General features: G+C 55.6%; 15 protein-coding genes and 2 pseudogenes. 8 read left to right on the forward strand and 9 right to left on the reverse strand.

The features are described 5' to 3' along the window. Positions 1–249: 249 nt before the first annotated feature. Entirely contained in the window at positions 250–1668 is a 1419-nt protein-coding gene (locus tag AWJ19_RS32540; protein WP_068720820.1) for a PLP-dependent aminotransferase family protein, read from the reverse strand. Between the two features lie 222 nt (positions 1669–1890). Between AWJ19_RS32540 and AWJ19_RS32545 the strand changes: the two genes are divergently transcribed. The 4 genes and pseudogenes from AWJ19_RS32545 to glpX all read left to right on the forward strand — a co-directional run bounded on the left by AWJ19_RS32545 (position 1891) and on the right by glpX (position 5561). Further along, complete coding sequence (locus AWJ19_RS32545) at positions 1891–2841, forward strand: EamA family transporter (protein ID WP_068720782.1); 951 nt, start codon at positions 1891–1893, stop codon at positions 2839–2841. A 177-nt stretch (positions 2842–3018) separates the two neighbouring features. After that, entirely contained in the window at positions 3019–3675 is a 657-nt protein-coding gene (locus AWJ19_RS32550) for a helix-turn-helix transcriptional regulator (protein WP_068720780.1), read from the forward strand. An 18-nt stretch (positions 3676–3693) separates the two neighbouring features. Beyond that, positions 3694–4494, forward strand: a complete 801-nt coding sequence (locus tag AWJ19_RS32555) for a pyruvate, water dikinase regulatory protein (protein WP_068720778.1) — start codon at positions 3694–3696, stop codon at positions 4492–4494. Between the two features lie 72 nt (positions 4495–4566). Further along, positions 4567–5561 (forward strand): annotated as a pseudogene (gene glpX / locus AWJ19_RS32560) (class II fructose-bisphosphatase). 147 nt (positions 5562–5708) lie between these two features. On the opposite strand, the gene AWJ19_RS32565 reads toward glpX, so the two are convergent. Further along, on the reverse strand, positions 5709–6896 hold the full coding sequence (locus AWJ19_RS32565) for a YsnF/AvaK domain-containing protein (RefSeq protein ID WP_068720776.1): 1188 nt from the start codon (positions 6894–6896) through the stop codon (positions 5709–5711). Between the two features lie 341 nt (positions 6897–7237). On the opposite strand from AWJ19_RS32565, the gene AWJ19_RS32570 reads away from it, so the two are divergent. The 4 genes from AWJ19_RS32570 (at position 7238) to AWJ19_RS32585 (ending at position 10885) form a co-directional block, all read left to right on the forward strand. Further along, complete coding sequence (locus AWJ19_RS32570) at positions 7238–7549, forward strand: (2Fe-2S) ferredoxin domain-containing protein (RefSeq protein WP_068720774.1); 312 nt, start codon at positions 7238–7240, stop codon at positions 7547–7549. Between the two features lie 319 nt (positions 7550–7868). Continuing rightward, entirely contained in the window at positions 7869–8714 is an 846-nt protein-coding gene (locus AWJ19_RS32575; RefSeq protein WP_068729884.1) for an AraC family transcriptional regulator, read from the forward strand. Positions 8715–8835: 121 nt separating this feature from the next. Beyond that, on the forward strand, positions 8836–9825 hold the full coding sequence (locus AWJ19_RS32580; protein ID WP_068720772.1) for an aldo/keto reductase: 990 nt from the start codon (positions 8836–8838) through the stop codon (positions 9823–9825). Between the two features lie 151 nt (positions 9826–9976). After that, a complete protein-coding gene (locus tag AWJ19_RS32585; protein ID WP_068720770.1) occupies positions 9977–10885 on the forward strand; it encodes an aldo/keto reductase in 909 nt (302 codons plus the stop codon). A gap of 194 nt (positions 10886–11079) precedes the next feature. On the opposite strand, the gene AWJ19_RS32590 is transcribed toward AWJ19_RS32585, so the two are convergent. The 7 genes and pseudogenes from AWJ19_RS32590 to AWJ19_RS32605 form a co-directional block, all read right to left on the reverse strand. Then, entirely contained in the window at positions 11080–11373 is a 294-nt protein-coding gene (locus tag AWJ19_RS32590; protein ID WP_068720768.1) for a hypothetical protein, read from the reverse strand. Positions 11374–11467: 94 nt separating this feature from the next. Further along, positions 11468–12199, reverse strand: coding sequence for a ZIP family metal transporter (locus tag AWJ19_RS32595; protein WP_068720766.1), 732 nt, complete (start codon positions 12197–12199; stop codon positions 11468–11470). Positions 12200–12258: 59 nt separating this feature from the next. Beyond that, on the reverse strand, positions 12259–12822 hold the full coding sequence (locus AWJ19_RS32600; protein WP_068720764.1) for a GNAT family N-acetyltransferase: 564 nt from the start codon (positions 12820–12822) through the stop codon (positions 12259–12261). 40 nt (positions 12823–12862) lie between these two features. Continuing rightward, positions 12863–13003, reverse strand: coding sequence for a hypothetical protein (locus tag AWJ19_RS35530; protein ID WP_157889914.1), 141 nt, complete (start codon positions 13001–13003; stop codon positions 12863–12865). Then, positions 12978–13127, reverse strand: coding sequence for a hypothetical protein (locus tag AWJ19_RS37100; RefSeq protein ID WP_241781558.1), 150 nt, complete (start codon positions 13125–13127; stop codon positions 12978–12980). The genes AWJ19_RS35530 and AWJ19_RS37100 overlap by 26 nt, the downstream gene beginning before the upstream one ends. After that, positions 13128–13172 (reverse strand): annotated as a pseudogene (locus AWJ19_RS37825) (hypothetical protein); the annotation flags it as partial. Continuing rightward, entirely contained in the window at positions 13154–14299 is a 1146-nt protein-coding gene (locus tag AWJ19_RS32605) for an amidohydrolase family protein (protein WP_277815773.1), read from the reverse strand. The gene AWJ19_RS32605 and the pseudogene AWJ19_RS37825, both read right to left, overlap by 19 nt. Positions 14300–14311: the final 12 nt, after the last annotated feature.

A 14311-nucleotide genomic window follows, 5' to 3' on the forward strand; every position in this document is an offset into this window, starting at 1 on the left:
CTGAAATCTAGGGCATTTTTGCCCTTCATTTTGCCCGTTTGGCCGCTTTAGCCGATTTCAAGGACATTTTTGTCCTTCATTTTGCTCGTTGGGCCAGTTGGGCCGAAATCAAAGGGCATTTTTGCCCTTCATTTCGCTCACGCGGCCGCCTTTCGGGCAAATCAAGAGGCATTTTTGCCCTTCATTTCGCCACGCGGCCGCCTTGCCTCTGAGTCCCCCAAAAGGGCGGTTCATAAGCATCTCCGCACCTCACAGCTCCCGCGCCAGCTGCATCAGCTTGCGCATCCCCTCGCGCAGCACATTCTCGCTGGCGAAGGAATAGCTGAGCCGCAGCCAGGAGGTCATCTCTCCGAGCGGGTCGCACAGCTCACCCGGGACGAAGGAGATGGACTGCTCCATGCTGCGCTCAAACAGCGCAGCGGCGGAGACGGACTCCGGCAGCTTGATCCACAGGTTCAGCCCGCCCTCCGGAGCGGTCCATTCCCAGCCGCTGCCGGCCAGCTCCTCCTCCATAATCTCCTTATGTACCTGCAGCGCAATCCGCAGCTTGCCCAGATGCTGCTGCAGGCGCGGCGACGTATAGTAATGGAGGAAGATCTTCTGGTTCAGCAGCGGCGAGCCATTGTCGGCCATGGATTTGGCCGTAATCAGGCGCTCCATGAACGGATGGCGGCAGGCCACTGCGCAGATCCGCAGGCCCGGCGCCACGTATTTGCTGAAGCTGCTGATATAGATGACCCAGCCTTCCGTATCGTAGGCGAAGAATGGCGCCGGCGGCGCCTCTCCGAAGTAAATGTCGCGGAAGGGATCATCCTCAACCAGCAGGCAGCGGTACCGCTCGGCCAGCTCCACCAGCAGCTTGCGCTGGCGAGCCGGTACCGTGAAGCCGGTCGGATTATGATGGGTCGGGTTGATGTAGAACATCCTCGGCCGGCAGGTGCGCATCAGCTCCTCGACCGCCTCCAGGTCATAGCCCTCCGGCGTGATCGTAACCGGCAGCAGCCGTGCACCCGCGCGGCGGAAAATATCAAGCGCCACACTGTAGGTCGGCCGCTCCACCAGCACATAATCCATCGGCCCGAGCACAAGTCCGGCGATCAGATTGATCGCCTGCTGGGCCCCCGAGGTAACCAGCAGCTCGGCAGGCGACAGCTGCAGCTTGAAGTGCTCCTGATAATGCCGGCTCAGCACGCTGCGCAGCTCAGGATCGCCCTGGACGGAGGAATACGTGCCCATGACCTTGGGATAGAGGTCGAACACTTTTTTGACATAGTCGGACAGGAACAGGTTCGGCAGCAGGCCGGGATCAATCAGCGCCTGGGAGAACTGGTACTGAACCGGCATACGCTGAATATCGGACATCGGATTGGTCAGCGAGTAGGCCGGTACTCCTGCGGCAGCTTCTGACGCAGGCTCTTCCCTCAGCATGCCGGCAGGTGCAACATAATAGCCGGATTTGTCTTTTACATAGACCCTGCCGCTGCTCGCCAGCTCCCGGTACGCCTTAAAGACAGTCAGCCGGTGCACCTGCAGCTCCTCGGCCAGCATCCGGATCGACGGCAGCTTGTCATGCACCTTCCACTCCTCGCGCACAATCCGGTTCACCATATAATCATAAACCTGCCGGAAAAGCGGATGATTCTGCTCCATGTTGGCCGGTTGTTTCATAGCTTTTGCACTCCCCTCAGCAATTCCCGCAGCCCGTATCTTCTGCAGAGACAGCGTTACAGCCGCAGCCTGCAGCCCGCAGCTCTTGTTATTTCCCCTATTGTACAGCATCCGGCCCGCCATCTGTTCTGTTACTTATTAACTGTTCTGTGCCCGGCCCGTTATGATTAACCAAAATGCTTCACCGTACTGCCATATTACATTCACAAAGGGGAACTATTCATGATTATGCTGGCTTATTCGCTCGTCTGTCTGATCTTTGGCACTACCTTTCTCGCTATTAAAATCGGAGTGGACGCCGGGCTGCCGCCCTTCTTCTCCGCAGGAATCCGTTTCTTTCTCGCCGGTGCTGTCCTGTTTCTCTGGATGGTCATCAAAGGCAAAGCCAGCTTTTCCCTGCTCCTGCGCAAAGAAATGCTGATTACCGGAGCCGCCCTGACCTTTGGCACCTTCTCTGCGCTGTACTGGGCCGAGCAATATGTGTCGTCGGGACTTGCCGCCGTGCTGTCGGCTACCGGGCCGATGATGATCCTGCTGATGCAGACTGCTTTTCTCCGCCAAAAAGCGCCCTCCTACTCCCTCTACGGCTGCATCATCGGCTTCACCGGCGTTCTGCTGCTGGTGCTGCCAAGCCTTGTTGTGGACGTATCCCCGCTATGGATCACGGGCTGTATCGTTGTGCTGATCGGGGAATGCTGCTACGCGGCCGGAGCGATTTATTCCAAAAAAGTGATCAATGCCTTTTCCGGCGTCTCGCCCGTTGCCTTGAATGCCGCGCAGATGATGTACGGGGGTGTACTGCTGTTTCTTTTATCGCTTGCTGCCGAACCATGGCATCCGGAAATTCTGCTCTCCCTCAAAACCGCAGGTTCCCTGCTCTATTTGACCGTTATCGGCTCCATGGTCGGACATACCCTGTTCTACTGGCTCGTCGCCAAGACAAATCCGGTGTTTCCGTCTACCTGGCTGTACATCTCGCCGCCGATTGCCGTTGGTGTGGGATACCTATTTTATAATGAGGCCGTTACCTGGATTACGCTGCTTGGCGTGTTCACCATCATCGCCGGAACCGTACTGGTTAATGCGGGGGCTCTGAAGGAGCTTTTGTTCAAAAAGAAAACAGCACCGGCTGTCCTGTCCGCCCCTCCGCTCGATGCTGCTGCACAGAAATAAAGCAATTTTCACTTACTAAATTTATTTATGACGTACTATATGTTGCATTAGTGATCATTATTGCGTATTATATAAACAAGTTAAGGGGTATTATTACCATTAAGACGTCTGAATGAGAGGGGGAATCGGCTAACGGTACTCCTTTTCCCATAGGAGAGACCTGATAATATCCGGAAAATGGAGGGACCCGCAATCGAACTGACATCCCGTCAACTGCAAATTATTGAAATTGTAAAAAAACGCGCACCGATTTCCGGCGACCAGATCGCCGAAAGCCTGAACCTCAGCCGGCCGACCATCCGCAACGACCTGTCCATTCTGGTCATGCTGGAGTACATTGACGCCAAGCCGAAGGTCGGCTATTTTCCCGGGCAGCGCTCTGTGGCGCATCTGGGCAGCGGCTATCTGCTGCGGGAAACGAAGGTCAAAGACATCCAGAGCATCCCGGTGGTCATCCGTGAGACAACCACGATCCAGGATGCCGTCGTCACCCTGTTCCTGCAGGATGTCGGCACCCTGATTATCTGCGACGGGGACGGCAGGCTGGCCGGAGTAGCCTCGCGCAAGGATTTCCTGAAGGTAACGCTTGGCAATCCCGGTGCGGTATCCATGCCGGTCAGCATGGTTATGACCCGTATGCCTAAGGTAGTAACGGTATCGCCTGATGAGCCGGTGCTGGATGCTGCACATAAAATGATTTTTCACGAGGTAGACAGTTTGCCGGTGGTTATACCCGGCGGCGCGGAAGATACCGTCCCGGGACTTCAAGTAACGGGCCGGCTGACCAAAACTTCCATCGTTAAGCTTCTCCTCGATCTCGAAGCCAAAGGATAACGGGAGGATTAGAAACGCATGGAGCAATCTTCGCACTACATCACGATATGCTCGGATTCAATAGGCGATACGGCAGAAGCAGTAGTGCAGGCCGTTATCCACCAGTTCCAGAATCAGCGTGTCACAATCAGGAGATACGGCAATGTCAGGCATGAGGATGAATTGCGCAAGCTGATGGAGGAAACGGCGCAGCTGCAGGGTTTTGTCGCCTACACCCTGGTGCAGCCTGAGCTACGGGAGATGATCCGTGAGGAAGCAGTCCGGCTGGACCTGCGGATTGTCGATATTATGGGCCCGATGATGCAGGCCTTCATCGACACCTTCGATGACGCGCCGCAGGCCCGTCCCGGACTGCTGCACCAGCTGGACGAGAACTATTTCCGGCGGATCGAGGCCATCGAGTTCACCGTTGCCTGCGATGACGGCCGTGACCTGGGCGCCATGCTGAAGGCCGATATCGTACTGCTGGGCATGTCCCGGACCTCAAAGACACCGCTTAGCATCTTCCTTGCCCACCGGGGCAAGAAGGTGGTCAATTATCCGGTTGTACCGGAGATCGCTCCGCCGCAGCAGCTTCTGAGCCTGCCGCCAAGCCGGATTATCGGCCTGACAATGGAGCCGGAATATATGCTGAAGATCCGTTCCGAGCGCCTGAAGATGCTGGGTCTCCCTGCAGGCTCGCAATACGCCAGCCTTGAGCGCATCCATGAGGAAATGGAATACGCTGCAGTGCTGTTCAAGAAGCTGGGCTGTCCGGTCATCGACATTACCGACAAGGCTATTGAAGAAACCGCCGGTATCATTATGGGCCACTTGTAGACGCATAAACGGCCGCGCGGATGCTTTGCACAACAAACAAATCGATAACCTATATAAATGGAGGGAAAACATATGGAACGCGAATTGGCACTGGAGATTGTACGGGTAACGGAACTGGGCGCTTTATCCTCAGCACGCTGGATTGGCCGGGGCGACAAGAATGCGGCGGATGATGCCGCCACAACTGCCATACGTTCCATGTTTGATTCTGTCTCCATTGACGGAACCGTTGTAATCGGCGAAGGCGAAATGGATGAGGCCCCGATGCTCTATATCGGAGAGCGTGTCGGCACTAAGAACGGTCCTGCTGTAGATGTAGCCGTTGACCCGCTTGAAGGTACGGAGGTCGTCGCCTGCGGGCTGCATAACGCCCAGTCGGTCATTGCAATTGCCGACCGCGGCAGCCTGCTGCATGCGCCCGACATCTACATGGAGAAGCTGGCCTGCGGCCCCGAGCTGGCCGGTAAGCTCAGCCTGGACGATTCTGCCGAGGTTACGCTGCGCAAAGCCAGCATGATTACCGGAAAGGCGCTGTCCGAGCTGACCGTTATGGTGCTCGACCGCAAGCGCCATGAAGATCTGATCAGCACCCTGCGTGAGCTGGGTGTGCGGATCAAGCTGCTCGGCCACGGTGATGTGGCCGGAGCGATTGCGCAGCGCTGCCGGACAGCGATGTCGATCTGTACATGGGCTCCGGCGGTGCGCCGGAAGGTGTTCTCGCTGCCGCTGCCCTGAAATGCCTCGGCGGCGAGCTGCAGGGCCGGCTCCTGCCGGAAGGGCCGTTCGAGCTGCAGCGCTGCCTGATGATGGGTCTGGATAACCCGACCCGCGTGCTGTCGATGGAGGACATGGTCGGCAACGGCGATGTCATCTTCGCTGCGACCGGCGTTACCTCCGGCGAATTCCTGAATGGTGTCCGCTTCATCGGCAAGGAACGCGCCGAGACACATTCGGTTATCATGCGCGCGCAGAGCAAGACTATCCGTTATATCCGCAGCATTCATTTCCTGCCCGGCAAGGAAATCCCGCAGGGTGTCTCAGACCGCCAGAACGTTGCTTTTATGTAAGCTGCCGCCAGGCTCTGGAATCTGCCGCACCAGCCTCAGCGGCAGCCGGACTGCTGCGGAATGCAGCAAAAAGGGTTTGCCCGGGGTCCAGCAGGACCCGGGCAAACCCTTTTATTAGTTATAACATACTGTCAGCCTGGCCGCCGCTTAACGCGTGCGGCTGTGGTCTCTGTTTCTCAGCAGCTCATCGCTGGTATTCACCTTTACATCCCCCGTCTTATCGACACGGGCCTCTTCGCGTTTCAAGGTATCTTTTACCTGCTGAGTACCCTGAACTTCACGCTTGTGAATGTCCACTTCACCGGTGACCACCGTGTTCTTATGAACCTCGACCTGCTCTTCGCTGACCGGGATACGGATGGTTTCATCGGCTCCGACTGGCGTTTGGCTGGAGTCATTGTTGACCGAGCGCCGCTCAATCACAATTTCCTCATGGGATACAGGGACGTTAATCGTCTTCTGCTCCTCCACGATTTCCTTGCGCACGCTGACCTCACCGGCCTGCACCCTGTTTTTGGACACATCCAGCTGTTCCTCGCGCAGGCGGAGCTTACGGGCTTCCTCATCCTCGCCTTCGTAAGCAAGCGAGCTTCTGCTGTCTACATCTTTGCCCATGCCGTCAGGCGTTCCGGAGTACAAGTCAGCCTTCATTCCCGGCCGGTTTAAATCCTCATGTGCCCGGTTATCCGGCAGATCGTGAACCGGAGCCGAATTCATTGTATCAAGCCCGGTGTCTGTCCGTCCTTCAAGACCTGAGCCGTTAAAGGCGGCATCCACGACATCTGACACTGAATGATCAGCCGCATCTCTATACGAACCGTTCGTGCTGTTATCTTCAATATATCTTTCGGCATTGGCCGAATTATGGTTACGGAATACAGTGTACACATCGTTAACGCGTGTATCATCTGCATCTACCATGACCAGAATCCGTCCCTCGTCTACATAATTTTCATAGCTTTCCGCTTCATCCTCAGGAATGCCGAGGCCGATCAGGCCGCCTACCAGCCCGCCGGTACCGGCTCCGATAGCTGCCCCTGTCAGTGTTGCGGCAATAGGGCCGGCAGCAATAATCGGTCCGATCCCCGGGATAGCCAAGGCGCCGATACCTGCCAGGAGCCCTGTCACCCCGCCGAGTAATCCGCCGGTTGCTGCACCGGAGGCCATGCCTTCCGGAGCTTTGGTGCCTGTCTCCTCATTAATGGCTTCGACATCTCGTTTATTTCGGGCAATCACGGAGATGTCCTCTGTCAGAAATCCGTGACTTTTCAGATCTTCAATAGCCTGCGAAGCCTCATATTCGGTATGGAACACACCTACAATTTTCTTATTCATAACGATTCCCTCCTGATAGCTTTTATTTGATGTTCTTAGCCACTCTTTCACATTTCTTAATTAACCACTCCCCTATCCGCTAAACTGAAAGTTATTCGATTTTTAACGATTCCTCAAATATATTTTCTAAACAGAATTTGTACTGGAAATCCTATCCTCCGACACATTTTTATCATATTTCCCTTGCAAAAGTCAGGTAAGATCACACAATATTTACGGCATCAGCCTATTTGTTAAGCCTTTAGGAACAATCGCTTCAACCCCATTACACCACCGGCAAAAGGGACTATACTCCTCGTAAGATAGGTCAGCCATTTTCACATGACCAAGGAGGTCTACCCATGAATATGCGTTTAAAGGTATTGAAGAAGCATCTGCTGTTCTGCTGCAGTGAGCACTGCAACAATCAGGAGGTCGAGGATGTCATGCAGGCATTCAAGGAGCAGCTGGTCGAGCAAGGCATCAACAAAACCGTCAAAATCAACAAAACCAGCTGCCTCGGGCTGTGCGGCAACGGTCCCTTTGTCATCGTCTACCCTGACGGCGTCTGGTATTACAATGTAACCACTGATGACGTTCCGCGCATTGTGGAGGAGCATCTGGTAGGCGGCGAGCCGGTGGATGAGCTGGTTATGCTGAAAATGGAAGCCTGACGTTATAACGCCGAACGTTCTCCCGTCAAACAGCCGCTCCATATGAAATCTCCCGAAAACTTTTAAAAGCTTAACCAAGCAGAAACGGCTACGCCGTCCTAAATAGGACGGCGTAGCGTTTCTGCGGGAAAGATAAGGATAAAGGATAGCGTGAAATATATACTTTCTTATCTTTTGGAAAAAGTCCCCGCTCCGCTTCCGTCACCGGAAGGGCGCCGGGACTTTTTGCCTTGTCTTACGCCGCTGTAAAACTATTGTATAATGGTGACTATACACGCATATATCCAAGACCACTTTACACAGGAAAAGAGGCTGAAGGATGGCCATATTTAAATATAATCCGCAGCGCGCTCGCAGCAGCCCCGATCTGCATCTGCATTACTGGGGCTTCGAGCATTGTGCGCCCGGCCACACCGTCGGTCCCGGTGTGCGTGACCTTTACAAAATCCACTTTATTCATGCAGGCACCGGCAGGGTTGCCGTCGGGGAAGCCGAGCACAGGCTGCAGGCCGGACAGGCTTTTCTGACCTATCCCCATATCGTGACTTATTATGCAGCAGACAGCACGGAGCCGTGGACCTATTCATGGGTAGCTTTTACCGGGGAAGAGATCGAATCCCTGTTGTCCCGGACTTCGCTGTCGCCGGAGCAGCCCGTGTTTCCGATGGATCAGCAGCTGATGCCTGCCCTTTACGACCGGCTGACTGCAGCAGCGGATACGGCTGAGGGGCTCGACCTCCCCCTTAAAGCAATCATGTATGAGTTCTTTACGGTGCTGCTGCATATAGCCCCGGCGGCGAAGGACAATGTACGGCTTCCGCGTGCCAAAAGCTTTTATGTCGAGGAGTGTCTTCATTTCCTGCATGCCCACTATTGTGAGAATATCACTGTAGAGATGATGTCGTCCTCCCTGAAGCTGGACCGCAAATATCTGTCGGCCCTGTTCAAACGGACTGTCGGCCTGCCGCCGCAGCAGTATCTGCTGAATTTCCGCATTGCCAAAGCCTGCGAGCTGCTGGCCGAGAGCAACTGCACCGTCGGTGAAATCGCCCGCTCGGTCGGCTACCAGGACCCGCTGCTGTTCTCGCGGATGTTCAAAAAAGTCAAAGGCTGCTCCCCCAAGGACTACCGCAGCCGTCATGCGAATAACGACATTGTGCTATAAACATCTTCCATGCTGACATACGCTTTTGCCCCGTGGTTCCGCTACAATAGAACGTGTCAGTTAAGCCGTAAACGCTTCCGTTATGAGGATTAACACATCACCACTATTAGGAGGATCTCACATGTATATCGCCAGTCCTGAACGTTATGACAACATGAAATATAACCGCAGCGGCCGCAGCGGCCTGCTGCTGCCGGCAATCTCGCTCGGCCTGTGGCATAATTTCGGCGGCAACGACCTGTTCGAAAACGGACGGGCCATGGTTCGCCGGGCTTTTGATCTGGGCATCACCCATTTTGACCTTGCCAACAACTATGGACCGCCTCCAGGCTCCGCCGAAGAGAACTTCGGGCGGATTCTCCGCCAGGATCTCGCCGCTTACCGCGATGAGCTGATTATCTCCACCAAAGCCGGTTACTATATGTGGCCGGGTCCATACGGGGAATGGGGCTCCAAGAAGAATCTGGTGTCCAGCCTGGATCAGAGCCTGAAGCGGATGGGCCTGGATTATGTCGATATTTTCTACCATCACCGTCCGGACCCGAATACTCCGCTTGAGGAAACCATGGCTGCGCTGGATCTCATCGTCCGCCAGGGTAAAGCACTGTATGTCGGTATTTCCAATTACCGGCCCGCTGAAGCCCGCGAAGCGGCGCAGATTCTCCGCCGTCTGGGCACACCTTGCCTGATCCACCAGCCGAACTATTCGATGATGTCGCGCTGGATTGAGGATGAGCTGCAGGATGTGCTCGCTGAAGAGGGCATCGGTACCATCGCCTTCTCGCCGCTGTACAAAGGCATCCTGACCGACCGCTACCTGAACGGAATTGCAGCGGATTCCCGCGCAGCCGGACCAAGCGTATTCCTCTCCGAGAAGGAAATTACCGAAGAAGTGATCGATAAGGTACGCAAGCTGAATGATATCGCAGCAGCCCGCGGACAAAAAATGTCGCAGCTCGCCCTCTCCTGGGTTCTGCGCGGCGGTAAAGTAACCTCTGCGCTGATCGGCGCAAGCAAAGTGAGCCAGATTGAGGACGCAGTGGCATCCCTGAACGCTCCCGAGCTCAGCACGGAAGAGCTCGAGCAAATCGAAGCCATTCTGCGCGGATAATTGCGGCGATAACCGCAAGGATGACTGCATAAAAGTCATCCTGAAGACGGCAAATGAACCTGCACGGCCGGGAGGCTTGGCGGGGACATTTGCCGTCTTCTGCATCAGGGATGCTATAATGGACACAAAACCGCACAGAAGGGGATGCATCATGAACAAGAACCGGTTAGGGCAATCCGATTTATACGTAAGCGCTATGGGGCTGGGCTGTATGTCTCTGGGAACCGAGGAGGCACCGGCTGTATCCATCATCCATGAGGCGCTGGATAAGGGGATCAACTTCCTTGATACAGCCGATCTGTATGATGCGGGCCGCAATGAAGAGATTGTAGGCAACGCCATACGCGGCCGCCGCAGTGACGTTGTTCTGGCCACTAAGGTCGGCAACCGCCGGATTCCCGGCCAGGAAGGCTGGTCGTGGGATGCGTCCAAAGCCTATATCAAATCCGCGGTGCATGACAGTCTGCGCAGACTTCAGACCGACTATATCGATCTCTATCAGCTTCACGGCGGAACGATGGAAGACAATATCGACGAAACGATCGAGGTCTTTGAAGAGCTGAAGCAGGAAGGGCTGATCCGTTATTACGGCATCTCCTCCATCCGTCCCGCTGTGGTCCGCGAATATGTGAAACGCTCGGGTATTGTAAGTGTGATGAGCCAATACAGCATTCTTGACCGTCGTCCGGAGGAATCGGTTCTGCCGCTGCTTGAGCAGAATGGCATCAGCCTTATTGCCCGCGGTCCGCTGGCGCGCGGCATCCTGACTGATAACGGCCGCTCCAGGCTGGAGAAAGACTACCTGGATTATTCTGTGCCGGAGCTGGCCTCGCTGCAGGACAGACTGACCCAGCAGGCTCCTCCTTCCCGGACCCTTACGCAGACCGCGCTGCACTACCCGCTCTCACAGCCTGCGGTTGCAGCTGTCATTCCGGGTGCAAGCAGCCTGGAGCAGCTGCGGCTGAACATTGCTGCGGCCGAAGCAGCGCCGCTCACCGCCGCCGAAGCGGATGCCGTCCGCCAGGCCAGTAAAGCGAGTGTCTATACAGCCCACCGCTAGGCTTAGCGGGGCGAGCATCACTATCGCCCGCCGCTGGGCTTAGATTAGCGGAGTATGACAAGCCGGCTCAGCAAACAGGCTATCCCATAAGCTGCATTGCGCAGCGGGGATAGCCTGTTTTGAGCTTTTACCTGATATTAGTGCCTTCTTTTTAAGCTACAGCCGGGTTAATCCGGTAACCTTTCTAAATTCGGCTACTTTCTTTTCCGTAAACGGAGAATCCAGAAGACCAGTGACACCAGAAACACCAGTCCCGTAATCGCCCAGGTCAGCAAGAAAGCCATACCCAGCCCGATATTCGCGTCGGCAGCCTCCCGGAGGCTCTCCTGCACCAGCAGGATTGCAAGCGGAGCACCGCTCGCCAACAGCAGTACCAGTACACTATAGCGCGCAAAAGAGGTCCGTTTGGGTAACGCGTAATACATACTGAGATATGAAAGAATCAATAGAACAAAAGATAACGAAGCCTGCTGTATAAGTCTGTCCATCCTGTCCACTCCCTACCTTAAGCCTTCGAATGCGTACAGTATAGCGGCTCTGCGGGTCTGATGCAAATGCAATGCAGATGCTCTGCCGGCCGGATCAGCCGAAAAATTGCGTAATATAAACCATCGCCAGCAGCCCGAAAATAAAGGAATAGGTCGATGGCCGCTCATAGCCGTGGCCGTGGCTCTCCGGAATCAGCTCCTTATAGACGATGAAGAGCATCGCACCTGCGGCAAAAGCCAGCCCGTAGCCTACCGCATGCTGCAGCGAGCTTGCTGTGAAATAACCGACAACTGCCGACACCATCTCCATAAGTCCGGTCAGCGTGGCAACTCCCAGCGCCTTCCACCGGGTAGACTTGGAGTTCATCATGAAGACAGCGAGAATCAGACCTTCCGGCATGTTCTGCGCCCCGATCGCGATCGCCACCATAGGACCGAGACTGGCCTCCTCGCTGGCATAGCTGAAGCCTGTGCTAAGGCCTTCGGGAATATTATGGATAAACAGTGCAATCATGACGAGCAGTGCCTTGGAATCCATATTGGCAAAGCCGGGTTTGTTTTCGACATCGATATGCGGAATATTTTTTTCAATAAGGTCAAGCAGCAGCACACCGGTGATCAGACCAAGCGTCAGGGCTGTAATCCCCGATTCTTCAATCGCCTGCGGCATCAGGCCGAAGGTCGAAGCAGATACCATAATCCCCGCGGTAAAAGCGACCAGTATATCCTTCCAGCGCTCGGACAATCTCCGCACGAACAGAATGGGTACCGCACCAAGCACCGTTGCCATTGCAGATAAAAAGCTGCCTAGCAGCGCAGTCTCCAAGTTATTTCCTCCTCTTGTCAGGACAGAATTTCATAGACCCAATTTATGCGGCGGGCAGCTTAGTTTATGACCGGGCCGGCATTTATGTGCCTATCCTGCTCATGCCCCTGCTCCCCTGAACCCAGCTCCAGTGTCATCAGGTCTTCATCCAGATACCGCCCGTCCAGCTTTACCGCATTGCGCTCAGTGCCGTAGCATGTGAAGCCGAGTGCAGCATACAGCCGCTTTGCCGGCTGGTTGTCCGAAAATACGGTCAGATTCACCGTCATAAGTCCCTGAATTTGCCTTGCACGCATGATCAGCTCACTCATCAGGGAATGGCCCAGCTTCTGCTTGCGGGCCGCAGGAGTCACATACATGGCGAAGACACTGCCTTTATGGCGGAGCTTCTCCCTGCTCTCCCGGATAAAAGTAACTACGCCGGCCAGCTCCCCCTGATCGGTGAACCCGCCCAGGGTGAACTTGTCCTCGGCAGGCTCGAGCCTGCTGCGGGTAACCTCCAGCGGCATTTCCTTCTCTGCTTCATAGGTGCTGAGGAAGGCTTCCGGATGAAGCTGCAGCGCCTGCAGCCGCAGACCGCGGTATTCTTCCGCATCGTCCGGATTTAGTAATCTTATGTACATGGCAGCTCCTTCTTCCGCCCGGGGCGGACAACTGATCTAGTTAGATTATAGCCGCAGACCGGAACTTTTGAAACGGGAAGGCAGGCAGGGCAGCAGCTCCGCCGGAGAGCCGCAGCCCTGTTAATGACAGGCGCTGCACCTGCTCATTAACCATTTCATCCCCGTCTGCCCCATTTTTCAAACAGCTCATCCACCCGTCTGCCTATAGCAGCTTCCGGTACAGTCAGCAGCTTTCCGCCGTCTATCACAACCCTGCCGCCTACAACAACCGTTGTAATCGCCCCCGGCTGCATGGCGTAGACCATGTTGGCGAACAGCTCCTGACGCGGGGCTAGTGACAGGTCATGGATATCAAGAACAACAAAATCCGCATACTGGCCGGTTTCCAGGGAACCGGCGGCAGCCGCAGTATTTCACCCCCGCGTGAAGTGCCCATCTCAAAGACCTGACCGGCGGTAATGCAGGTACCGTCCAGGCGGCTAACCTTCTGAAGCAGCGAGCACATGCGCATTTCCTCAAACACGCTGATCCGGTTGTTGCTGCAGCCGCCGTCTGTACCGAGCGCAACCTTGACACCGGCCCTCAGCAGGTCGGGAATGCGGGTCACCCCGTCCGCCAGAAACATATTGCTGGACGGGCAGTAGGCCAAAGCTCCTTTTCTCCGGCCGATCAGCTCAATCTCCGAATCCTCCAGCCAGACCAGATGAACAGCGATTATTCTCTCATCCAGCACCCCCAGCGAATCCAGGTAATGCACCGGGCGAAGCCCGTAGGCCTGCAGCATCTCCTCAACCTCGAACATCTCCTCGGCAACATGGATGTGAAACGGCGTATCCAGCTCCTGCGCCAGCCGGTGTCCGGCGCGGATCATCTCCGGGGAAGCCGCATGCGGGCTGTGCGGAGCCGGATGAACCGTAACCAGCGGATTGCCCTGGTATTTCACAGCCAGCTGCCTCGTCCGTTCCACCGCTTCAGGAACCGTTTCGCGGTAGGCCACCGGAGCACCGGCCCAATCATACATCGTCCGGGCGAATACCAGGCGGATACCCAGATCCTTCGCCGCCCGGATGACGGCTTCATCATACGCTGTACCTCCGCCGTGGACATAGAAGAAATCACAGACTGTGGTTACTCCATAGCGCAGCATCTCACCGAAGGCCAGCAGGGCGCCGGTATAAACCGCATGCTCATCCAGCAGCGGGGAATAGCGGTACAACGCCTGATCCCGCCATTCCAGGAACGGCTTATCTATAGCAATCCCGCGCAGCAGGCTCTGAAAAGAGTGGTTGTGAGCGTTGATCGTGCCGGGAACAATCGCTTTTCCATCCCAGCGGATGTGCCGGATATCCGGATACCGCTGCAGCAGCACCTCCCGGCTGCCTACCTCTGCTATCAGGCCATTCTCGACCAGTACAGCAAGTTCAGGCCGGAACTGGTTCTTCGTGTATACAGCATCTGCCGAATATAACGTCCGCAAGCGGCTCCCCCC

The organism is Paenibacillus sp. DMB5 (genome assembly GCF_001517085.1).
Lineage (GTDB): Bacteria > Bacillota > Bacilli > Paenibacillales > Paenibacillaceae > Paenibacillus_AQ.

Excerpts from the sequence above, each read along its gene's own strand:
- AWJ19_RS32600 (WP_068720764.1), bottom strand. The coding sequence starts at position 12,822 with ATGTACATAAGATTACTAAATCCGGACGATGCGGAAGAATACCGCGGT.
- AWJ19_RS32550 (WP_068720780.1), top strand. The coding sequence starts at position 3,019 with ATGGAGGGACCCGCAATCGAACTGACATCCCGTCAACTGCAAATTATT.
- AWJ19_RS32570 (WP_068720774.1), top strand. The coding sequence starts at position 7,238 with ATGAATATGCGTTTAAAGGTATTGAAGAAGCATCTGCTGTTCTGCTGC.
- AWJ19_RS32545 (WP_068720782.1), top strand. The coding sequence starts at position 1,891 with ATGATTATGCTGGCTTATTCGCTCGTCTGTCTGATCTTTGGCACTACC.
- AWJ19_RS32585 (WP_068720770.1), top strand. The coding sequence starts at position 9,977 with ATGAACAAGAACCGGTTAGGGCAATCCGATTTATACGTAAGCGCTATG.
- AWJ19_RS32590 (WP_068720768.1), bottom strand. The coding sequence starts at position 11,373 with ATGGACAGACTTATACAGCAGGCTTCGTTATCTTTTGTTCTATTGATT.
- AWJ19_RS32540 (WP_068720820.1), bottom strand. The coding sequence starts at position 1,668 with ATGAAACAACCGGCCAACATGGAGCAGAATCATCCGCTTTTCCGGCAG.
- AWJ19_RS32555 (WP_068720778.1), top strand. The coding sequence starts at position 3,694 with ATGGAGCAATCTTCGCACTACATCACGATATGCTCGGATTCAATAGGC.
- AWJ19_RS32565 (WP_068720776.1), bottom strand. The coding sequence starts at position 6,896 with ATGAATAAGAAAATTGTAGGTGTGTTCCATACCGAATATGAGGCTTCG.
- AWJ19_RS37100 (WP_241781558.1), bottom strand. The coding sequence starts at position 13,127 with ATGGTCTACGCCATGCAGCCGGGGGCGATTACAACGGTTGTTGTAGGC.
- AWJ19_RS32580 (WP_068720772.1), top strand. The coding sequence starts at position 8,836 with ATGTATATCGCCAGTCCTGAACGTTATGACAACATGAAATATAACCGC.
- AWJ19_RS32575 (WP_068729884.1), top strand. The coding sequence starts at position 7,869 with ATGGCCATATTTAAATATAATCCGCAGCGCGCTCGCAGCAGCCCCGAT.